The organism is Streptosporangium sp. NPDC003464, from assembly GCF_053588315.1.
Map to the genome: position 1 here is coordinate 15,085 of NZ_JBSFPS010000077.1, position 20,894 is coordinate 35,978.

At 71.1% G+C, this 20,894-nt stretch carries 15 protein-coding genes and 3 pseudogenes; 15 read left to right on the forward strand and 3 right to left on the reverse strand.

What is annotated here, in order from left to right; genetic code table 11:
* Nucleotides 1-150: 150 nt before the first annotated feature.
* Nucleotides 151-2,136 carry an acetate--CoA ligase gene (gene acs, locus ACWDS7_RS18930; protein ID WP_451930319.1) on the reverse strand — a complete coding sequence of 662 codons (1,986 nt, stop codon included), beginning with the start codon at nucleotides 2,134-2,136 and terminating at the stop codon, nucleotides 151-153.
* Between the two features lie 314 nt (nucleotides 2,137-2,450).
* Here acs and ACWDS7_RS18935 point away from each other — a divergent pair, with 314 nt between their 5' ends.
* The 12 genes and pseudogenes from ACWDS7_RS18935 to ACWDS7_RS18990 all read left to right on the forward strand — a co-directional run.
* Nucleotides 2,451-3,224, forward strand: coding sequence for a Fic family protein (locus ACWDS7_RS18935; protein ID WP_306860629.1), 774 nt, complete (start codon nucleotides 2,451-2,453; stop codon nucleotides 3,222-3,224).
* 1,121 nt (nucleotides 3,225-4,345) lie between these two features.
* On the forward strand, nucleotides 4,346-5,392 hold the full coding sequence (gene ssd, locus ACWDS7_RS18940) for a septum site-determining protein Ssd (RefSeq protein ID WP_451930320.1): 1,047 nt from the start codon (nucleotides 4,346-4,348) through the stop codon (nucleotides 5,390-5,392).
* Nucleotides 5,389-6,549, forward strand: a pseudogene (locus ACWDS7_RS18945) (TadA family conjugal transfer-associated ATPase); the annotation flags it as partial. The gene ssd and the pseudogene ACWDS7_RS18945, both read left to right, overlap by 4 nt.
* Before the next feature lie 338 nt (nucleotides 6,550-6,887).
* Nucleotides 6,888-7,592 (forward strand): type II secretion system F family protein, encoded by a 705-nt coding sequence (locus tag ACWDS7_RS18950; protein ID WP_451930321.1) that lies wholly within the window; start codon nucleotides 6,888-6,890, stop codon nucleotides 7,590-7,592.
* A 197-nt stretch (nucleotides 7,593-7,789) separates the two neighbouring features.
* The gene (locus tag ACWDS7_RS18955) at nucleotides 7,790-8,590 is read left to right on the forward strand and encodes a type II secretion system F family protein (protein WP_451930322.1); all 801 of its coding nucleotides are present in this window, start codon (nucleotides 7,790-7,792) and stop codon (nucleotides 8,588-8,590) included.
* A gap of 665 nt (nucleotides 8,591-9,255) precedes the next feature.
* The gene (locus tag ACWDS7_RS18960) at nucleotides 9,256-9,582 is read left to right on the forward strand and encodes a MerR family transcriptional regulator (protein WP_306860621.1); all 327 of its coding nucleotides are present in this window, start codon (nucleotides 9,256-9,258) and stop codon (nucleotides 9,580-9,582) included.
* Entirely contained in the window at nucleotides 9,579-9,983 is a 405-nt protein-coding gene (locus ACWDS7_RS18965; RefSeq protein ID WP_451930323.1) for a DUF4244 domain-containing protein, read from the forward strand. The genes ACWDS7_RS18960 and ACWDS7_RS18965 overlap by 4 nt, the downstream gene beginning before the upstream one ends.
* Before the next feature lie 44 nt (nucleotides 9,984-10,027).
* Nucleotides 10,028-10,360, forward strand: a complete 333-nt coding sequence (locus tag ACWDS7_RS18970; RefSeq protein ID WP_451930324.1) for a TadE family type IV pilus minor pilin — start codon at nucleotides 10,028-10,030, stop codon at nucleotides 10,358-10,360.
* A gap of 253 nt (nucleotides 10,361-10,613) precedes the next feature.
* The gene (locus ACWDS7_RS18975) at nucleotides 10,614-10,946 is read left to right on the forward strand and encodes an Rv3654c family TadE-like protein (protein ID WP_451930325.1); all 333 of its coding nucleotides are present in this window, start codon (nucleotides 10,614-10,616) and stop codon (nucleotides 10,944-10,946) included.
* Nucleotides 10,947-11,206: 260 nt separating this feature from the next.
* Nucleotides 11,207-11,530, forward strand: coding sequence for a YciI family protein (locus ACWDS7_RS18980; protein ID WP_451930326.1), 324 nt, complete (start codon nucleotides 11,207-11,209; stop codon nucleotides 11,528-11,530).
* Between the two features lie 53 nt (nucleotides 11,531-11,583).
* A pseudogene (locus tag ACWDS7_RS18985) lies at nucleotides 11,584-12,813 on the forward strand (RNA polymerase sigma factor); the annotation flags it as partial.
* 93 nt (nucleotides 12,814-12,906) lie between these two features.
* Nucleotides 12,907-13,563, forward strand: a pseudogene (locus tag ACWDS7_RS18990) (site-specific integrase); the annotation flags it as partial.
* 260 nt (nucleotides 13,564-13,823) lie between these two features.
* Here the strand turns inward: ACWDS7_RS18990 and ACWDS7_RS18995 are convergent.
* Nucleotides 13,824-14,309, reverse strand: a complete 486-nt coding sequence (locus ACWDS7_RS18995; RefSeq protein ID WP_451930327.1) for a hypothetical protein — start codon at nucleotides 14,307-14,309, stop codon at nucleotides 13,824-13,826.
* Between the two features lie 798 nt (nucleotides 14,310-15,107).
* Between ACWDS7_RS18995 and ACWDS7_RS19000 the strand changes: the two genes are divergently transcribed.
* On the forward strand, nucleotides 15,108-17,165 hold the full coding sequence (locus ACWDS7_RS19000) for a hypothetical protein (protein WP_451930328.1): 2,058 nt from the start codon (nucleotides 15,108-15,110) through the stop codon (nucleotides 17,163-17,165).
* A 349-nt stretch (nucleotides 17,166-17,514) separates the two neighbouring features.
* Here the strand turns inward: ACWDS7_RS19000 and ACWDS7_RS19005 are convergent, their stop codons facing one another.
* The gene (locus ACWDS7_RS19005) at nucleotides 17,515-19,866 is read right to left on the reverse strand and encodes a DEAD/DEAH box helicase (protein WP_451930329.1); all 2,352 of its coding nucleotides are present in this window, start codon (nucleotides 19,864-19,866) and stop codon (nucleotides 17,515-17,517) included.
* A gap of 154 nt (nucleotides 19,867-20,020) precedes the next feature.
* Between ACWDS7_RS19005 and ACWDS7_RS19010 the strand changes: the two genes are divergently transcribed.
* Both ACWDS7_RS19010 and ACWDS7_RS19015 read left to right on the forward strand, forming a co-directional pair.
* Complete coding sequence (locus ACWDS7_RS19010; RefSeq protein WP_012887265.1) at nucleotides 20,021-20,371, forward strand: STAS domain-containing protein; 351 nt, start codon at nucleotides 20,021-20,023, stop codon at nucleotides 20,369-20,371.
* A 2-nt stretch (nucleotides 20,372-20,373) separates the two neighbouring features.
* Entirely contained in the window at nucleotides 20,374-20,820 is a 447-nt protein-coding gene (locus ACWDS7_RS19015) for an ATP-binding protein (RefSeq protein WP_306860602.1), read from the forward strand.
* Nucleotides 20,821-20,894: the final 74 nt, after the last annotated feature.

Consider the following 20,894-nt stretch of genomic DNA (forward strand, 5'->3'; position numbering starts at 1 on the left):
TGGCGATGGCGTGCCCGGTAGCCCGCGGCGGTGTGCTCGGTGGTCCGTGCTCCGTGGCGGTGGCGTGATCTACGGTCCGCGGCGGTCCGCACGGGAAAGGCGCGGTCCCGGCATCGGGGACCGCGCCTTCCGGGCGGCGCTCGCCGCCGCTCAGTCGTCGTTCTTGGCGCTGGGGAGCTGCTCGGAGATGAGGTTCATCACCGTGCTGTCGGCCAGCGTGGTGACGTCGCCGATGCTGCGGTTCTCGGCCACGTCGCGCAGGAGGCGCCGCATGATCTTGCCCGAGCGGGTCTTCGGCAGCTCGGGGACGACCAGGATCTGGCGCGGCTTGGCGATCGGACCCAGGGTCTTGGCCACGTGGTTGCGGAGCTCGGTGGCGATGTCGGCGCTCTCCTCGGCGCTGCCGCGCAGGATCACGAACGACACGATGGCCTGGCCGGTCACCGGGTCGGTCGCGCCGACCACGGCCGCCTCGGCGACCTTCGGGTGGGAGACCAGGGCCGACTCCACCTCGGTGGTGGAGATGTTGTGGCCGGAGACGAGCATGACGTCGTCGACGCGGCCGAGCAGCCACAGGTCGCCGTCCTCGTCCTTCTTGGCGCCGTCGCCGGCGAAGTACATGCCCTCGAAGCGGGACCAGTAGGTGTCGATGTAGCGCTGGTCGTCACCCCAGATCGTGCGGAGCATGGCCGGCCACGGCTCGCGGAGCACCAGGAAGCCGCCGCCGCCGTTGCCGACGGTGTTGCCCTGGTCGTCGACCACGTCGGCGCTGATGCCGGGCAGCGGGCGCATCGCCGCGCCGGGCTTGGCGGCGGTGACGCCGGGCAGCGGGCTGATCATGATGCCGCCGGTCTCGGTCTGCCACCAGGTGTCCACGACCGGGCAGCGCTCGCCGCCGATGTGCTCGCGGTACCAGACGTAGGCCTCGGGGTTGATCGGCTCGCCGACGCTGCCCAGGATGCGCAGGGACGACATGTCGTACTTGGCGGGGATGTCGTCACCCCACTTCATGAAGGTGCGGATCGCCGTCGGGGCGGTGTAGAGGATCGTGACCTTGTACTTCTGCACGATCTCCCAGAACCGGCCGCGGTGCGGGGTGTCCGGGGTGCCCTCGTAGATGACGCTGGTCGCGCCGTTGGCCAGCGGGCCGTACACGATGTAGGAGTGGCCGGTCACCCAGCCGATGTCGGCGGTGCACCAGTAGACGTCGGTCTCCGGCTTGAGGTCGAACACCGCGTGGTGGGTGTAGGCGACCTGGGTCAGGTAGCCGCCGGTGGTGTGCAGGATGCCCTTGGGCTTACCGGTCGTGCCGCTGGTGTAGAGGATGTAGAGCGGGTCCTCGGAGTCGTGGGCCTGCGCCTGGTGGGCGTCGGACTGCCGGTCCACGAGGTCGTGCCACCAGACGTCCTTCTCGGTCCAGGCCACCTCCTGACCGGTCCTGCGCACGACCAGGACGTGCTCGATGCCCGGGCACTCCTTGACCGCCTCGTCCACGGTCGGCTTGAGGGCGCTGGGCGCGCCCCGGCGGTAGCCGCCGTCGGCGGTGACCACGACCTTGGCGTCGGCGTCCTGGATCCGGCCGCTGAGCGCGCTGGAGGAGAAGCCGCCGAACACCACCGAGTGGACCGCGCCGATGCGGGCGCAGGCGAGCATGGTGATCGGCAGCTCGGGGATCATCGGCATGTAGACGGCGACCCGGTCACCCTTGCCGACACCGAGCTCCTGCAGCGCGTTGGCGGCCTTGGCGACCTCGCGCTGCAGGTCCGAGTAGGTGAGAGTGCGGCTGTCGCCTTCCGGCTCGCCCTCCCAGTGGTAGGCGACCTTGTCGCCGCGACCGGCCTCGACGTGGCGGTCGACACAGTTGTAGGCGATGTTGAGCTCTCCGCCGACGAACCACTTGGCGAAGGGCGCGTTCCACTCAAGAGGGGAGTCCCAGCGCTTGGACCAGTTCAGCCGGTCCGCCTGCTTCTCCCAGAACGCCAGGCGGTCCTGCTCCGCCTCGGCGTAGGCGTCGAGGGTCACGTTCGCGGCCGCGGCCAGGTCGGCAGGAGGTGCGAACCGCCGGGTCTCGTGCAGCAGGTTCGACAAGGTCTCCTGGGTCTCACGCGACTCGGAACCAGGTGTCTCCGGGGCCACTGCGCACTCCTTACGTACTGCTAGGTGACTGGTCGTGTCCCACTTCACCAGGCCAGAGGGGCTTGCCACAAGAGGTCTAGACAGGTCTGTACCAATCGGTGATAGGGGTCATAGCGGCTCACAAACGCCTTAACGCCGGGTAATCGTGGGGCAGAAACGTTGCCTTTTCGACACCATAGGAATGTAGAAGGCGTTATTCCGTGCGCTTTAGTACGGCGGTGCGCTGGACGGCGGTATGCGTTCGCCGAACGGTCCGCCGCCGGTTTCGGTGGCGCGGTCGGGGCCTTGTTGACTGGCCGGTAGGGTCGGGGAACGTGAGCGACCCATTGGCTGTCATCGCCGAACTTCCCGGAGTGCCGGAGGCGGTCACCGACGCGCGCAAGGCCGTGGACCGGCTTTACGGGCATCGCGTGCTACGGCGCAAGAGCCCGGAGGTGTCGGCCAGATCGGCGCTGCGCGGCGCCCGCGCGTCCGCCGCCCTCGACGGTGTGGACGTCCCGCTTGAGGCCATCCCGGAGGTCACCGACCCCGTCGTCCAGGGGGCGCTGCGGGTCTCGGCCGAGCTGGGGCGGCTCGGCCCGACCTGGCGCACGGCCCCCCGTCAGGTGCTGGCCAGGCTGCACACCCTCGCGGCCGCCGGCCTCACCGAAGACCTCGGCCGTCCCCGGACCGCCGCCGAGACGCCCGACCCCCTCGGCCTGGGCGCCGCGCCGGGGCCGGAGGAGACCGTGGCCCGGGTCGACGGGCTGGTCGACCTGGTCACCAGGACCTCCAAGGCGCCCGCGCTGGTGCTGGCCGCCATCGTGCACGCCGAGCTGGTGGTGCTGCGCCCGTTCGGGTCGGCGGACGGGGTGGTCGCCCGGGCGGCCGAACGGCTGACGCTCGTGGAGTTCGGCCTGGACCCGAAGTCACTGGCGGCCGTCGAGCTGGGCCATCTCGAACTCGGGGCGGCCTACGCCGAGAGCCTGCGGGCCTATCTGAGCGGGACCCCCGACGGGGTCGCGGAGTGGGTGCGGCACTGCGCCTCGGCGGTCACCCTTGGTGTCCGGGAGGCCACGGCGATATGCGAGGCCATGCAGCGCGGCTGATCTCGACCGCCTGCGGCCGACGGCGATCACTCGCGGCTGATCACGGACATCTTCGCCCGTGTCTCAGCGGGCTCGTGTCTCAGCGGGCCTGTGTCTCAGCAGGCCCGCGCCGCAGCGGCCCGTGCCGTAGCAGGCCCGTGCCGTAGCGGCCCGGCACCTCAGTGGGCCCGTGCCGTAACGACCCTGCACCTCAGTGGGCCCACATCTCAGTGGACCCGCACCTCAGTGGACCCGCACAGCAAACGGCGCCCCTGGTATGGGGCGCCGTCGCCGGCACTTCCAGCCGGGTTACCAAGCGTGCACCAGATAATCCTCGGGACGGGACAAGCCCGTCCTGACGGTGCCTCCCGCGGCTCGGCGGCACGTGGGTACCCGGCGGCCGTGCCCGGACAACTGGTCCGTGCAACCTTTCTATGCCTGATCCTGGCTGAGGGGAACCCCTGAAACCAAGACCTTTACAGATCAGGGGACATTCGTGGACGAATCGCCATCTATGCCGCGCCGTGTTCTTGAGGGTGCAGATCGGGACAGATGTGGTCCACAGCCCCTGTGGTCCTGGGTGATCGAAAACGGATCGACGTAGAGCGTGTCCCATTGAAGGCTGAGTCGCAACTCAACTGTTACCCATGAAAAAAAGGTGGCGGAAATTGGAGATTACTCCTCGACGAAACTCAACTTGATCGGGCAGCATGAGGTGGTATCTCCCCATACCGGAGTGACTGTGCACGGGTTGGCCATGCAATCCGCTTGCCATGCTCCGGTGAACGACTGAAGCTTTCTTCCGAACAGGACCGGCTCTACCCCCCCAGAGCCGGACCGGTTGGCGACCCCCGCTCTCCCCCCCGGCGGGGGTCGCCATTTTTCCCGGAACGTCCGACCGTTTCCCGGAACGTCCGGCCGCCCCTGATCGTCCAGGACCGCACCCGCCCCCCGCAGAGCCGTCCGGCTCCCTTCACAAGGGCGTACTTTCCGTGCGGTGCGGTGGGGACAGACACCTGTCGGCAGACAACTGTCCACAGACGACGTCAGCCCCTTCTGGCTGTCCACAGAGCGGCGTTCGGCGGCCTCGCCGTGGCAGGCTCTCCCGGAAAGTGAGTCCTCCGCACTTCAGGGAGGCACTCTTGGACCGCCCTCTGGTCATCACCGAGGACCACGATCTGCTTGACGACCTGCTCCGTGTCGCCGCAGCGGCCGGAGCCGAGCTCGATGTCGCGCATGCGCCCGCACACGCCCGGCCCCATTGGAACCGCGCCCCGCTGGTCGTCGTCGGCAGCGACATGGCCGACGCCCTGGCCGCCACCGGACCGCCGCCCAGGCACCGGGTCATCCTTGTCACCCGCACTCCCGAGGATCCCGACACCTGGCGGAAGTGCGTCACGGTCGGCGCCCAGGCCGTGCTGGAGCTGCCCTCGGCCGAGCGGCAGCTGGTCGAGGAGTTCGCCGATGTCGTGGAGCCGGCGGCCAGAGCGGGGCTGGTGGTGTGCGTCGCCGCCGGCCGCGGGGGAGCCGGGGCCAGCGTCCTCGCCGCCTCGCTGGCGCTGAGCGCCTCCAGACAGCATCTCCGCACCCTCCTCGTCGACGCCGACCCGCTCGGCGGCGGCCTGGATCTCCTTCTCGGACAGGAGGAGGCCGACGGGGCGCGCTGGTCCGACCTGGTCGCCCGCGAGGGGAGGATCAGCTTCACCGCGCTCCAGGCGGCTCTGCCGACCTTCGCCGAGCTGACCCTCCTCTCCTTCCACCGCGGCGAGGTCGAGCCCATCCCCGCCGAGGCGATGCGTTCGGTCCTCGAAGCGGGACGGCGGGGCTTCGACCTGGTGGTCGTCGACCTGCCCCGCCATCCCGACCAGGCCGCTGTGGAGGCACTCAGCAGGGCCTCCACCACCTTGCTGGTCGTCACCGCCGACGTCCGGGGGGTGCTCGCGGCGGCCCAGGTGCTCGCCGGCCTGCGCAAGCACACCGGAGAGGTGCGGGCCGTCGTGCGCGGCGGCGTCCTGGACGACGAGGTGGTGGCGACCTCGCTCCGCATGCCGTATGCAGGCAGCCTCCCCGATCAGCCCCGCCTGGCCGCCGCCCTCAACCGCGGCGACGTCCCCCCACTCGGCCGCCGCACCTTTCTCGGCCGGTTCTGCGCCTCGTTCCTGCGCTCGCTGCTCGCGGCGGAGACATGAGGCGGCCCGGCACCGCCACGGAAGTCTCACCCGAGCTGGTCGAGGCGGTCCGGATACGGCTGGCCCGGACCGGGGTCGAGCCCAGCGCCGCGCACGTCGCGGTCGCCCTCCGGGCGGAACGGGCGGTGCTCGGCGACGCGGAGATCCTGGCGGTGGCACGTGTCCTGTGCGCCGACCTGATCGGAGCCGGTCCGCTGGAGCCCTTGCTGGCCGAGCCCGATGTCACCGATGTGCTGGTGAACGGCCCGCGTGAGGTGTGGGTCGACGACGGTCACGGGCTGCGCCGGACCCCGGTCGTCTTCCCCGGCGAAGACGCGGTCCGGCGGCTCGCCCAGCGCCTCGCCTCCGCCGCGGGCAGGCGTCTGGACGACGCGTGCCCCTATGTCGACGCCCGGCTGGCCGGAGGCGTCCGGCTCCACGCCGTCCTGCCACCCGTGGCGGCCGGAGGCACCTGCCTGTCCCTGCGGCTCCCGCCCCGTCGCACCTTCACCCTCCCCGATCTGGTCGAGGCCGGCACGATCAGGGCCGGCACCGTCCCCGTCCTCACCGCGGTGATCGAGTCGAGGCTGGCCTTCCTCGTCACCGGTGGCACGGGCACGGGGAAGACCACCCTGCTGTCGGCTCTGCTGTCCCTGGCCGATCCCGGTGACCGGTTGCTGCTGGTCGAAGACTCGGCCGAGCTGAGACCGCTCCACCCTCATGTCGTGCGCCTGGAGTCGCGCCCGGCCAACCTTGAGGGGGCCGGTGGCGTCTGCCTGCGTGACCTCGTCCGTCAGGCGCTGCGCATGCGCCCGGACCGTCTCGTCGTCGGCGAGGTCCGGGGCGCCGAGGTCGTCGATCTCCTCGCGGCTCTCAACACCGGCCACGAAGGCGGTTGTGGCACCCTCCACGCCAACACCGCGACCGATGTGCCACCCCGCCTGGAGGCCCTGGCATGTGCCGCAGGTCTCAGCCGCGAGGCGGTTCACAGCCAGATCGCCGCAGCCCTGGACGTCGTCATCCACCTCGCGCGCGACCACACCGGCGGCCGCCGGAGGGTGGCCGAGATCTGCATGATGACCCGTCGCCCCTCAGGTCTGGTCGACGCCGAACCGGCCCTCACCTTCTCCCCGGACGGCCGCGCGACCACCGGCCCGGGTCTGTCCGCCCTCCTGGCCCGGGCCCCCGTCCTCTCCACGCTCCCCGGCCTTGCGCGCCGACCATACGGACCCACCCGGCCCGACCGCCGCCGCAAGCAGCCGGAAGTCCCCCCAGCAGCACACCCCCGGCCACCCGCCCCGGTCCCCGATGTCCTGGAGCTGTCACCGGGCGGCTCTGCTCCGGCTGGTCCCGGGCTGTCGCCGACCAACCCTGCTCCTGATGTCCTGGGGGTGTCGCCGGGCGGTCTCATCCCGGATGTCCTGGAGATGTCGCCGTGTGGTCCCGCTCCAGGTGTTCCGGGTGTTCCGGGACTGGCACGGGGCGGTCTCACCCCGGATGTCCTGGGAGCACTGCCATGACGACGCTGGCCGTGCTCCTCGCCGCCCTGGCCGCGTGGTTGTGGGCCGGGCCCGACCCGGGAACGGCTCGCCTGCGGTGGATACGGCAACAGACCCGGAGCGGATCACGTTCTCTGCCGGCGCTGTTCACCGGCCGCTCGCGGCCCTCCAGGCGTACGGCTGCCTGGCGGACAGCCTCGATCGAGCTGTGCCAGGGGTTGGCGGCGGAGTTGGCCGCCGGGCGTACGGCGGGCGAGGCGCTGGCCCGTGCCGTGTCGGCCGCGGAGTTTCCCGATCCGGTGGTGCTGTGGCCGTTGATCGCTGCGGCGAGGGACGGCGGCGACGTGGCCGCCGCGCTGCTGGCCGCGGCGCCGGAGCAAGGAGGCGAGGCATTCCGCGGGCTGGCCGCCTGCTGGAAGGTGAGCGTGAACGTCGGAGCGGGCCTGTCCGTCCTCGTCGACCGCCTGGCCACCTCCCTCCGTGAGGCGCAGGCCCATCGCCAGGACGTCGCCGCCCAGCTCGCGGGCCCCCGCGCCACCGCCCGCCTGCTGGCCGGACTCCCTGTGCTCGGCCTGTTGATGGCGGCGGGTCTGGGCATGCGGCCGCTGCACTTCCTGTTCGGCAGCCCGGCGGGTGTGGGCTGCCTGGCGATCGGCCTCGCGCTCGACGGCTGTGGCCTGTGGTGGACTCACCGCTTGGTCGCCCATGCGCAGCAGGCTTGAGCTCTCACCGGCCCACGCCGCGCCGGACAGCCGGGCCGCCCGATCTCCCGGGGTCCCCTTGCCCCGGAACGCGGCGTCCGAGTGCTGTCTGACCCGCGTTCGGAACGCGGCGCCCGCGTGGCGTCCGCGTGGCGTCGGCGTGCTGCCCGCGTGCTGTCTGAGCGGTTCCGTAGTCGGCTGATCGTGAGGAGCCAGAGTTGACCATTTTGCTTGCCGTCGTCCTGGCCGGGATCGTCGGGTGGCTGTGGACCCCGCCCGATGATCCTGCCGAGCGGCTCCACCGGGCCCGGCGGAGCCTGACTTCTCCAGCCCGGTTGGCCGGGGCCGTGCCGGGGGCCGGGATGCCCTCGTTCTCTCCTCAGACGGGGGCGGTCCGTGGTCCGTCCGGCAGGCGGCGGCCGAGCCCGGGAGAGGTGGCGCTCTCCACCGCCATCGGGCTGATGGTGTTTCTCGTCGTCGGTGGAGTGCCGGGAGCCGCAGTGGGGGTGGCGGGCTCCACGGTCACGTTGATCGCCGTTCGGAGGCGGGAGTCGCCCCGGCTCCGCCGGGAACGGGAGCGGGTGGCGGCAGACCTGCCGCTGGCGGCTGACCTCATGGTCTCCTGCCTGCGCGCCGGGCAGCCGATCACCGGTGCCATCGACGTCACCGTCGAGGCGGTCGGCGGACCGCTCGGCGACCGGCTGGCCTGGGTGAGCGGGCAGTTGAGGCTGGGGGCCACCCCGGAGGACGCCTGGCAGGCTCTCGCAGCCGAACGTCCGCTGGCTCCCCTGGCGCGCATGATGAGCCGGGCCGCCCTCAGCGGCGCCCCGGTGGCCGATGTCCTCACCAGGCTGTCCGACGACTCCCGCCATGCCGCCCGTGCCGTGTCATCAGCGGCTGCCCGACGGGTCGGGGTTCAGGCTGTCGCCCCGCTGGGACTCTGTTTCCTGCCTGCCTTCGTCGTTCTCGGCATCATCCCCGTCGTGGCAGGACTCGCCGGTGGCGTGCTGATTCCTTGAGTTATCCACAGGATTATCTCGGTTGTCCCATAGTTATCCACAGATGGAGTGGGATCTGTGGACAGGTGTTGAAGGCTGCTTCCAGTGCCTCCGGTGTGCGTGATGGCCGCCGGACGCATCCGATCCGCCGACGACCTCGGGGGCGCCGGGCCGCGCCGGAGGGGGCGTCGCCTCGTGTCGTAGATTATATGGGTCGATGATCAATATAAATCTGTTGTGATCAATGTAGACATTCTCAGGTTAAGCGGATAGTCTATGGCTTACCGCAAGTGAAGATCAGCTTGACGCGGCAGGGTGGCCTGCCGTGAAGGCTGGGGGCGCGCTCAAGCTCGACGGGGTGTCAGGGAAGGAGCTCCGGCGGGCGAAGTGTCGCCAGGCGGCCAGTCGGTCGCCCTGAAAGAACGACAAGTGTGCAGATAAGAGGAAGGAGAGATTCGAGCGCCATCAAGATCACCCGCAGTGGGCGCGGAAATGCCACGCGGGTGTCGCAGCTCCACGAGATGGAAGGTGGTCTCCGGTTACGCATATGCGATCCAGCGCACTGCCCATACGAGGAGGTTTGTGCGAAATCGAAAGCCGACATAATGGTCGGTAGATGGTGTTGAAACTCTCTGGGCCTCGGTGCTGTAGCACCGGGGCCCTTGTCCGCGCTCTCGGAAGGTGCAATGGCTCCAGCCTCTTCGGCTCCGGCCGACAAATTCGACGACGATGACTATCCCGCGTACTCGATGGGCCGGGCCGCGGAGATGCTCGGCGTCACCCCCGCGTTTCTGCGCAGCCTCGGCGCCGCGAAGCTGATCGAGCCGCAGCGGTCGAGTGGCGGCCATCGCCGCTACTCCCGCCACCAGCTCCGTCTCGCCGCCCGGGCGCGCGAGCTGATCGACCAGGGGACCAGTCTGGACTCAGCCTGCCGCATCATCATTCTGGAAGATCAATTGACGGAGGCTCTGCGGCTCAACGCCGAGTTGAAGGAGCGCATGGAATCGGCGTGACGGCGGTTGCCCGGATCTTCCGGCGGCTGCTGCCCGTGGTTGTCCACAGGCGATGGCGTAAATCCACAGAACGCTGTTCGTGTCCACAGGGCCACCTGTCCATAAGGAAATCTGGTGCGACAGATGCCGGGTGCTGGGCCTGGCTGGATTTCCGGGAGGAAACGATGGCTCAATCGACCGTCGGCGGCGTCCGACGTGATCGGCTGCGGTGGCTGCGCGCCCGCTGGACGCCATTGATCGCTGGCCCGGGCCGCGATCGAGGTATGTCCACCGCTGAATACGCGGTGGGCACGATAGCCGCCTGCGCTTTCGCCGCCCTCCTTTTCAAGGTGGTGTCGAGTCCGGAGGTCCAACAGATGATCTCGGAGCTGATCAACCGGGCGCTGAACGTGGCCGGGTGACCCCCGTGGGGCCGATCGCCCATGCCAGTGGATCGAAGGGGTCGGTGACCGCGGAGACTGCGGTTGTCCTGCCTGCCGTCGTGGTGATGCTGGCCGCCGCATTGTGGGGGGTGGCGGCGGTCGGTGCGCAGCTGGAGTGCGTGGACGCGGCCCGGATGGGAGCCCGTGCCGCCTCGCGCGGTGAATCGCTGGAACGGGTGCGGGGCGGCGTTCTGGCAGCCGCCCCAGCAGGCGCGCACGTCATGGTGACCCGGAGCGCGGAGGTGACCCGGGTGGAGGTCTCGGCAAGCGTCAGACCCCGCTGGGGTGCCTCACTTCCGGCCGTCACCGTCCGGGCGACCGCGGTCTCCGCCACCGAGCCGGGAGCTGAGGGATGAGACAGGTCTTCGGCGGTGAGGGCGCTGTGGGTGCGGCGATGGAGTGGGCGCCTCGCGCCGGGAATTCGGGAACGCTGTGGACGGAGCGGTGAGGCTGACGGCGACAGGGGATGAGGCCGGGGCGCGGGGCGGTGTGTGTCGAGGGCTCTGGGGTGCCTCTTGCGAGTTCCTGGATGTGTGTCGTGGGCCTTGGGGTGCGTGTCGATGGCTCCGGGAGGCGCGCGGGGGCGATCGGGGCGCGGCGACGGTCTGGGTGGCCGGGCTCATGGCGCTGGTCTTCGCGGTGGCCGCGGCGGTCATGTTCGCCGGCGCGGCCAGGGTGGCCCGTCACCGCGCGCAGAGCGCCGCCGATCTGAGTGCGCTCGCTGCAGCCCGTCTGGCCTTCGCCGCCCCGGACCGTGGCTGTGCACAGGCGTCTTCGCTGGCCGGAGAGAACGGAGCGAAGATCATGCGGTGCTCCATCGGAGGTGACGGCATCGCCGATGTCCAGGTGGCCGTACGGCTTTCGCTGCCCGTGGTGGGCAACTTGACGATCATGGCCGGTGCGCGCGCCGGACCCGTCCACATCGCCGGCTTCATCGGCTGATCCGGATCCTGTCCCCAGCTCTGTCCCTCCCCAAGGTCTGCCCGCCCAGGGCAGATGCCTCCTCCCGGCCTGGAGCGGAGGCCCTGCCCGGGAGCGGAGCCCTGCCGGGGAGGGGAGCCCTGCCTGGGGCGGGTGCCTCTTCCGGGGCCATAGGGGGCAGCCACCTGTGATCTGACAGGGAACGATGCGATTCCCTGTCAGATAGGTTTGTCCGACGTGTAGGCAGAGCCACGGAAGAGAAGTACTGAGGAGAACCCCCCATGCGCTACCTGATGACGACCAAGCCCACTGACGCCGTCCCCAACGAGAACCTCTACATGGAGATGGGCAAGTTCATCGAGGAGCTGACCGCGGCGGGTGTCCTGCTGGCCACCGGTGGTCTGGAGCCGGGCGGTGTGCGGGTGACGTCCTTCGGTGAGGAGATCACGGTGATGGACGGGCCGTTCGCCGAGGCCAAGGAGGCCGTGGCCGGTTTCGCCCTGGTCGAGGTGCGCTCCAAGGAGGAGGCGATCGAGCTGACCCGCCGTTTCCGCAAGATCGTAGGTGACGGCGAGAGCGTGATCCAGCAGGTCTTCGGCCCCTGAAGCGCTGATGGCGCAGCCCTGGTTTGCGAGCGGATGAGGGCGGTGCTGTCATCGTGTTCGTGACGGACGTCCATCGCACGGTCGACGCGGTCTGGAAACTGGAGTCGGCCAAGATCATCGCTGGGCTCACGCGGCTGGTGCGCGATGTCGGTCTCGCCGAGGAGCTGGCCCAGGACGCGCTCGTCTCCGCGCTCGAACAGTGGCCGGAGTCAGGCGTCCCGGACAACCCCGGCGCCTGGCTGATGACCATCGCCAAGCGCCGCGCCGTCGACCACATACGGCGGTCCCAGCGTCTGGAGCGCAAGCACGAGCAGCTCGCCCACGAGCTGGACCAGCAGGACTCCGAGCTGGACCAGCAGCAGGACCCCGAGCAGGACGACGTCCTGCGGCTGATGTTCATCTCCTGCCACCCGATGCTTCCGACCGAGGCGCGGGTCGCGCTGACGCTCCGGCTGCTCGGTGGTCTGACGGCCGCGGAGATCGCGCGGGCGTTCCTGGTCAACGAGCCGAGGATCGCCCAGCGCATCGCCGGGGCGAAGCGGGCGCTGGCCGAGGAGCAGGTGCCGTTCGAGCTGCCGGACGACTCGGAACTGGCCGAGCGCCTGTCGTCGGTGCTGGAGGTCATTTATCTGATCTTCAACGAGGGGTATTCGGCGACCTCCGGGGACGACCTGATGCGGCCGGGGCTCTGCCTTGAGGCGCTGCGGCTGGGCCGGTTGCTGGCCGAACTCGCACCGCATGAGGCCGAGGTGCACGGCCTGGTCGCGCTGATGGAGATCCAGGCGTCCCGCTCGGCCGCGCGGACCGGGCCGTCGGGTGAGCCCGTCCAACTGCACGAGCAGAACCGGGGACGCTGGGATCAACTGCTCATCCGTCGTGGTTTCACCGCGATGCTGCGGGCGCGGGAGATCGACGGCGCGCCCGGCCCGTATGTGCTGCAGGCGGCGATCGCCGTGTGCCACGCGCAGGCGCGGACCTTCGAGGACACTGACTGGAGGCAGATCGCGGCCCTGTACGAGGCGCTGGCCCGGGTGCTGCCGACACCGATCGTGCAGCTCAACCGGGCTGTGGCGCTCGGGATGGCGTACGGCCCGCAGCGTGGGCTCGACCTGGTCGACTCGTTGACCGCCGATCCCGTGTTGCAGGATTACCACCTTCTCCCGGGCGTCCGGGGCGATCTCCTGATCCGGCTGGGACGGTACGGAGAAGCGCGCCTGGAGTTCGAGCGGGCCGCCTCTCTCACCAGGAACGTCGCTGAGCGCGCTTTTCTGCGCCGTCGCGCGGACGAGATCGCTGTTTCCGGCACGCCGGGTGTCACTCTCGCGCAGGCCGCTCAGGATTTCCTGGGACGCGACGACCTGGACGCCGGGACGGTCCGCTCGTACGGGCAGACCCTGCGGCGCCTGCGCCTGACCCTGGGCGATCAGATGCCGCTGGCCGCCCTGACCGCCGACCAGGTGGCGCGGGTGTTCGCGACGGCCTGGGGTGAGGCGGCGGCCAGCACCTGGAACCGGCACCGGTCGGCCGTCCGGTCGTTCGGAGCCTGGGCGGCCCTGGACCACCTCGCGGCGGCGCTCGACCGGCGCGCCGAGGTCCGTACCCCGACGGAGACGATCGGCCCCGCACAGCTGGAGGCGCTCTGGAACCGTACCGACCTTCGGCTGCGCGAACGGACCCTGTGGCGGCTGCTGCACGAGTCGGCGGCCGGGGTGACGGCCGTTCTGTCCCTGAACGTCGAGGACCTGGACCTGGACGACCGCCGGGCCCGCGCGGGCGACACCTGGGTGAGCTGGCGTTCCGGGACCGCCCGGCTCCTCCCTCACCTGGTGGCCGGCCGGACCCGCGGCCCTCTGTTCCTCGCCGATCGGCGGCCCGGACCGGCCCGGATGCCGGCGGACACCGACCTGTGCCCGGAGACGGGCCGCCGCCGCCTGTCCTACGAGCGGGCCGAATACCTCTTCAAACAGGCCACCAAGTCCCTGGACTCGGCGGGCAGCGGCTACACCCTCCGGCAGCTCAAGCCCCGTCCCTGACCGCCGGGCGGCGACCGGACGCAGGGGCCGCGGCGTCCCGGGCCCGGGCCCGCTGCGCGGGATCGGCTGCCGTCCCGGACTCGGACTCGCTGCGCGGGATCCGCTGCCGTTCCGGTGCGACACGGCGGCCGGCAGGTCCGTGGCACGGCGGCCGGCCCGCGGCATGGCCGTTCATGGCTGCCTGAGGTTTCCTGGCGGCTCCTTGCCGGTGCCGCCGTTTCCCGGCGGTGCCTCGGCGGACGGCCGGGCGGGGGCCCGGGTCAGTGAGCGGCCGTCGCCGAAAGCTCCCCCACGGCGTCGGCGTAGTAGGTCGATCCGGCCAGGTGGAAGGCGAGTTGACGGAAGGTCCAGCCCTTGCCGGGGGAGTGGTCGAGTTGGTCGGGCGTGAGCGCGTTCAGCCGGTCCGTCCAGATCTGGGCGAGCCGGGTGATGCGGCTGCGGGCCTCGTCCAGGTCCTGCTCGGTGAAGGGGGCGAGGTCGGCCGGGGTGGTGGTCGCCGAGGCGTGCCAGTGATCGGGGATGGTCTCGTGCCCGGCCAGCCGGGCCTCCATCTCGGCGAGGTGGTCGAGGAGGTGATCGGCCACCCGCCGGATCGCCTTGTGCGGGGTGTAGACCCGCCCGTCGATATGCGCCGGACGGCCGTCCCACGCGGTCCACGTGCTCGCCAGGCGGAGGACGTGATCGGCCATCGCGGTCACGACCTGTGCCGGATCGCGGTCATCGGTGATCGGGGACTCATCGCTCATCGTCGGGCTCCCTCTCGGAACACTGCGCGGATGTCGTGGTCGGGCCGCCGGGCGGTCGAGGCGACGGAGACTCCGCGGCCGACGTCCACACACGTTAGGTTCCGGACATTTCGGCGGCCGGTGAAACGTGGGTGTGGTAGCGATCGAACGGTGACCCGGCCGTCAGGCCCGCGGCCGGGCGGAGCGATCACGTTCTCCCGCCGCCGCGCCACGGCGGCATGCCGTACGAGTTTTCCGGCGGAAATCTCCGGGCGGCTTTTGCGGAGGTCGGTGTGCCGATCCAGTCGATCCATTGGATATGCCCCGTAGATATGACTGAGTTGACGGCATATGGCCCCGCATCAGCCGGGAGATCCATTCACGCGATGAGCGTGTCGGTGCGATCGGAACGGCCCGCCGGGCCGCGCGGCCGGACCGTCATGGGGCATCCGTCAAAGCGCCGGTGAGGGGAGGTGAGAATCCGGAGAAAAGGGAGGATTGAATGATCTTGTCGGACCCCTGTGGGCAAGGTCGCAATCGAATCACGACTTCTTAGACGACATGTCCAAAAGCCGGAAATCTCACGTAAGGTTCCGCTTACCCCCGGTCCATGTTGTCCCGCCCTCAGACCTGGGAAGGGTGGATCGCGGGTCGCCGGGGCGCGGCGCCGTCGAGCGGTCCGCCCCGATCGCGATCGCGGGTCCGGGGGAGCCGGGCCGGTGCGAGCCGGTCCGGAGGGCCGGCACGTCCGGTCGTCGTGCGACCGTCGGCTCCTCCGGGCGGCCGGGCGGCGCGCGGCTCTCGACGAAGGGAGGCTCCGTGACGACGATCCGCAGGCTGGTCGCCGTGGCGGCGATCGCACCGCTGGTGTCCATGTCCGCCGTGCTCGCCGCCGCGGGCCCGGCGCAGGCCACAGCGCGGCTGCATGTCCCGTCGCGGGTCACCTCCAACGGCGCGGTGACGCTCTCCGGCACGGTCGATCTGCTGTTCGACGCCGTCCTCTCGGTCAACGGCCGGCAGGTGGCGAAGGGGGACCGGAAGGTCTCCTACTCGTGGAATCCCCGGGACCGCCCCAACGGCAGCTACGAGATCAAACTTGAGCAGCGGGGCAAGCTCCTCGGCGCCGGATGGCACGAGACCCGCAGAACCCTGATCCAGGCCGCTCCCCCGTCGACGCCGCGCGGGGTGAAGGCCAGGCTGCACGGCAACGAGGCCGTGGTGACCTGGGCCAAGGGGGCCGAGCCCGACCTGCGGGGCTATACGGTTCACACCAGCCAGACCGGCAAGGTCGGCTCGGTGCGGGTGGCCAATGCCTGCTCCGGCGGCTCGTGCCGGGTGACCCTGTCCGTCCCGGCGAAGGCGGCCGGTCGGCGGATCGGGTTCACGGTGCGGGCACTGCGCGATGACGGCGGCGGCGGCACCCTGTCCTCAGGCGGCTCGGCCGTCGCCTCGGTGGCCGTCCCCGCCCCCAGGACATCGCGGACCACCCAGGACACCGGGAGCCGGGACGCCGGCGGCGACAGGAGCACCGGGAGCCGGGACGGTACGGCCCGGCAGGACACCGGCGGGAGCGCCGACGGCCGGCAGAGCGGGAAGACCGGCCGGAAGAAGGACGACGCCCGGCAGAGCGGCGTCCAGGACCTGCCGCGGCTCCCCGCCAAGAAGCCCACGACGGCCCCGACCCGATCGCCGAGGACGGCGGTCGCGCCCACGGAGGCCCCCAGGCGTCCGGCCACGGCCAAGGACGGCAGCCCAGCGCGGCCGTCCGCCGAACGGGACGACAAGCGGGACGACAAGCGCGACGCCGGTACGGCGACGGCCGAGACCGGGACGGAGCCGGCCGCTGACCCCGCGCCCACCGGCACGGACCTCACGCCGGTCACGGACACCAAGGTCGCGGCCCGGTCGTCGGAGTCGCCGGACGGCGGGATGAGCCGGTACGGCATCCTCATCGCCGGCGGACTGATCCTGCTGCTGCTCGGCGCGCACGGCGGTGCCTGGGTCCGCCGCAGGCTGCTGGCCGCCGACGACGGCGGCACGGGTGGGGCCGGAGCGGCGGCGATGATCAACAACCCCCGTGGGGACGGCACGCCCGAGGCCGCTTCCGGGGCCGCCGGGGACACCGGCGCGGCCACCGCCCCGGCCGCTCCCCGGCTCACCACCGCCCCGGCCGCTCCTCAGCGGTCCACTGCCACAGCCGCTTCTCAGCGGCCCACCGCCCCGATCGCCCCCCGGCGGCCCGCCGTCATCCTCGCGGTGGTCAAGACGGGGCAGTCCCCGCCGGCCCCGGCGCCGCCGTCCTCCACGCGCCCTCCCTCGGCGCGGCGGGGACCGGCTCACTCCCCGGTACGGCCAGCCCCCGCCCAGCACTCTCCGGCCCCCGCCCAGCGGGTTCCGTCCGAGCAGGCTCCCGCCCCGTCGGTTCCGTCCGAGCAGTCTCCCGTTCAACGGGTTCCGTCCGAGCAGGCTCCCGCCCCGTCGGTTCCGTCCGAGCAGTCTCCCGTTCAACGGGTTCCGTCCGAGCAGGCTCCCGCCCGGTACTCCCCGGCTTCCGCCCAGGATCCGTCCGAGCAGGCTTCCGCCGGTCCGGATCCGGTCTCCGGACCCGTTCCGGCACCCCGGCCCGGACCCGCCCGCCTGGCGCTGCCCGTCGCGGCTCCGATCCCCGAGGTGGGTTCCGTCACTCCGGTCGCGGTCCGGATCGGTGACCGGTGGGACGACTACCTCCCGCCCGCGCCCCGGTCCATGGAGGACAGCGGTTTCTGGGAGCGCCCGCAGCCGGGGGCGACCGACTTCTGGGCCGCCGACAAGGACGAGGAGGAGGCCGAGGACGGTCCGTCCTACTCGGGCGGTCGCCGCGTCCCCGGCGGCGGCTGACCTCCTGCCGGGCCCGCGCCTCACGGTGGTCCCACCTGCGGCGCCGTACGTCCCGGAGGGCCCTCCGGGGAGGGGGCCCTCACAGCGTGTCCCCGTAACTCCCGGAGGGCCCCTTGCGGCAGGGGAGCTCTCAACAGGGCGTCCCTTAATCCCTGGAGGGCTCCGGGGACGGTGGTCCCCACAGCACGTCCCCACCCTCCCCGGAGCCCCTTGCGGCAGGGGGGCGCTCTCCTGCGGCATCCCCTAGTCCCCGGAGGGCCCTCCGGGGACGGTGGCCCTCACAGGGTGTCCCCGCACTCCCCGGAGGACCCTCTCGGGGGAGAGAGAACGGGGCGGCGATCTCCCGCGATCACGTTTCCTGCGGGTCGGCGGAGAGCAGGACGGCCAGGAGCCGGAGGGCTCCCGCCTTGTCCAGGGGCTCGTTGCCGTTGCCGCACTTGGGCGACTGGATGCAGGAGGGACAGCCGCGTTCGCACTCGCAGGAGGCGATGGCCTCCCGGGTGGCCGTGAGCCAGTCGAGGGCGCGGGCGTAGCCGCGTTCGGCGAAGCCCGCGCCGCCTTCGTGGCCGTCGTAGACGAAGACGGTCAGCAGCCCGGTGTCAGGGTGGAGCTCGGTGGAGACCCCGCCGATGTCCCAGCGGTCACAGGTGGCGAAGAGCGGGAGCAGGCCGATGGCGGCGTGCTCGGCCGCGTGCGCGGCCCCGCCCAGGTCGAGGCCGTCCTCGGCGAGGGGGACGACCGCGGAGGTGGGCAGCGTCCACCACACCGCCCGGGTGCGCAGCGTGCGCGGGGGCAGGTCGAGGGGCTCGTCGCCGAGGAGCTCGCCGCTCTGCGCGCGGCGCTTGAGATAGGACACGACCTGGCGGGTCACCTCCACCGAGCCGAAGTGGAGCTCTCCCGGGCCGAGCGGGTGCGAGCGGAGCGACTCCAGCACCGAGATCTCGGTGACGTCCCTGGCGAAGGTCGTGTAGTCGGTGGCCCCGGCCTCGACGAGGGCGACCCCCGAGTCCAGGTCGAGCTCGACGACCAGATACGTCTCTCCCTGGTGGACGTAGACGGCGCCGGTGTGCACGGTCGTGTGCGCCGAGGGTTCGTCCACGGTGCCGAGCAGCCGCCCGGTGGACGCCTCCACGACCTGGACCGGCGCGCCGCCCGCGCCGCGGATGTCGGCGAGGTCGGTGGCCCGTTCGCGGCTGGTCCAGAACCAGCCCGTGGCGCGCTCCCTGAGCAGGCCGTCGGTGACCAGGCCGGCGAGCACCTCCTTGGTGGCCGGGCCGAAGGTCTCCAGGTCGTCGCGGGTGAGCGGGATCTCGGCGGCGGCGGCGCACAGGTGGGGCCCCAGCACGTAGGGGTTGTCGGGGTCGAGCACGATCGCCTCGACGGGCCGGCCGAACAGCGCCTCGGGGTGGTGGACCAGGTAGGTGTCCAGCGGGTCGTCCCTGGCGATCAGCACCGCCAGGGCGTCCTGTCCGGCCCGCCCGGCCCGTCCGGCCTGCTGCCAGAGCGACGCCCGGGTGCCCGGCCAGCCCGCGATGAGGACGGCGTCGAGCCCGGACACGTCGACGCCGAGTTCCAGCGCATTGGTGGTCGCCAGCCCGAGCAGGTCTCCCGACCGGAACGCCTTCTCCAGCCCCCGGCGGTCCTCGGCCAGGTATCCGGCCCGGTAGGCGGCGACCTTGTCCGGCAGGTCCTTCGGCGCCCCCACGTCGACCACGAGGTCCTGGAGCTTCGCCCGGGTGGTGAGGGCCACGGATTCGGCGGCGCGCCGGGAGCGGACGAAGGCCAGGGTGCGGATGTCGGCGATCACCAGGTCCGCGAGGAGGTCGGCGCTCTCGGCGGTGGCGGGACGGCGGAGGGGGGCGCCGCCCTCACCGCGTAGATCAGTCAGGGGAGGCTCCCACAGGGCGAAGGTGGTCGCGCCCCGGGGGGAGGCGTCGGTGGTCACCTCGGCCATCTGGAGGCCCGTCAGGCGCATCGCGAAGGTCCCGGGCTCGCTGGCCGTGGCCGAGGAGAGCACGAAGGTGGGGCGGGAGCCGTACCGCGCGCAGATCCGGCGCAGGCGGCGCAGGATCTGGGCCACGTGGGAGCCGAACACGCCCCGGTAGCCGTGGCATTCGTCCACCACGACCATCCGCAGCCGCCGCCAGAAGGCCGACCAGTTGGCGTGGCGGGGCAGCAGGGTGCGGTGGAGCATGTCCGGGTTGGTCAGGAGGTAGTTGGCGTGCTTGCGGACCCAGGCCCGTTCCTCGAAGGAGGTGTCGCCGTCGAAGGTGGCGGCGCGGAGCTCGGGGAGGTCGAGCTCGTTCAGGGCGCGGAGCTGGTCGGCGGCCAGTGCCTTGGTAGGCGTGAGGTAAAGGATCGTGCCGCCGTCGAGCACCGCGGAGAGGGCCGGGACCAGGTAGGAGAGGGATTTGCCCGAGGCGGTGCCTGTGGCAATGATCACGTTTTGACCACGATGCGCCAGTTCAGCGGCCTCGGCTTGATGTGGCCACAGGCCAGAAATACCGTGGTTCGCCCAGCGCGTAACCAGACTCTCGTGGACCCACTCCGGCCAGTGGGCTTGACCTGCTTGACGTGCTGGAACATGCTCCACGTGGGTCACGCGTTCACGACGTGCGGGGACGCCGAGCAGGTGGGTGAGCGCGGAGCCCGCTCGGAGCGAGGAGGATGAGGGCGGAGTCACTGGTTTCCAGTCTGGCATCTGTGGGCAGAGTCGCCGGGAATCGTGATTTCGTATAGACACTGAGCGTACGCATGGTTGAATGCCGCGCGTCGGGGCTTGTCGTCTGGGGGCCACCCGGTCCCAGGAGTCACGCCTGAATCGGTACTTTCGCAGGCAAGGCGCTGGAGGATCTGTGGATCTGAAGTTGGACCACCATTCCGAGGACCGTCTCACCATCGTTGAGGTCGAGGGTGAGATCGATGTCTACACCGCGCCCAGATTGCGTGAGCTCCTGATCGACCTGGTCAACAAGGGGAACTTCCACCTCCTGGTCAACATGGAGAAGGTCGACTTCCTTGACTCAACGGGACTTGGCGTCCTGGTCGGCGGGCTCAAGCGAGTTCGGGCGCACGACGGCTCACTGGAGCTGGTCTGCACCCAGGAGCGCATCCTGAAGATCTTCCGGATCACCGGGCTGACCAAGGTCTTCGGGATCTACGCCTCGGTGGAGGAGGCCAAGGAAGCCCACGGCCGAGACAAGTAGCCGTGGCTACCGTCGAGCTGACGTTCAGCGCTCTCCCCGCGCACGTGCGCACGGCACGCCTGGTCGCCACGGCGATCGCCAGGCGCACCGGCGTGGCGGAGTCGCTGCTGGACGAGGTACGGCTCGCCGTCGGTGAAGCGTGCTCCCGGGCCGTCGAGGCGCATCGCCTCCACTGTCCGGGGGAGCCGATCCGCATCGAGCTACGTGATGATCTGGGGCGCTTCGAGGTGACTGTCACCGACTCCGCCCCGAGTGATGAGCTGGAGCAGGAGCGCGAGCTGTTACGGTTCGACGATCCGCTCGGGCAGCTTCCCGACACCATGATGACCGGCTTCGGCATCGCGGTCATCGTGGGACTGGCCGACGACGTTCAGGTCTACCCCAGCCAGAAGGGCATGCGCATCCGCATGAGCTGGCCTGCGGCGACCAACGGTCTGTCTCCGGTCTGACGGCAGAGAGCCCCGGAAGCCGGGCGCGCCCCTCGGGCGCGCCCCGCGGTCACGAAGGGTGGCCCCACTGTAGG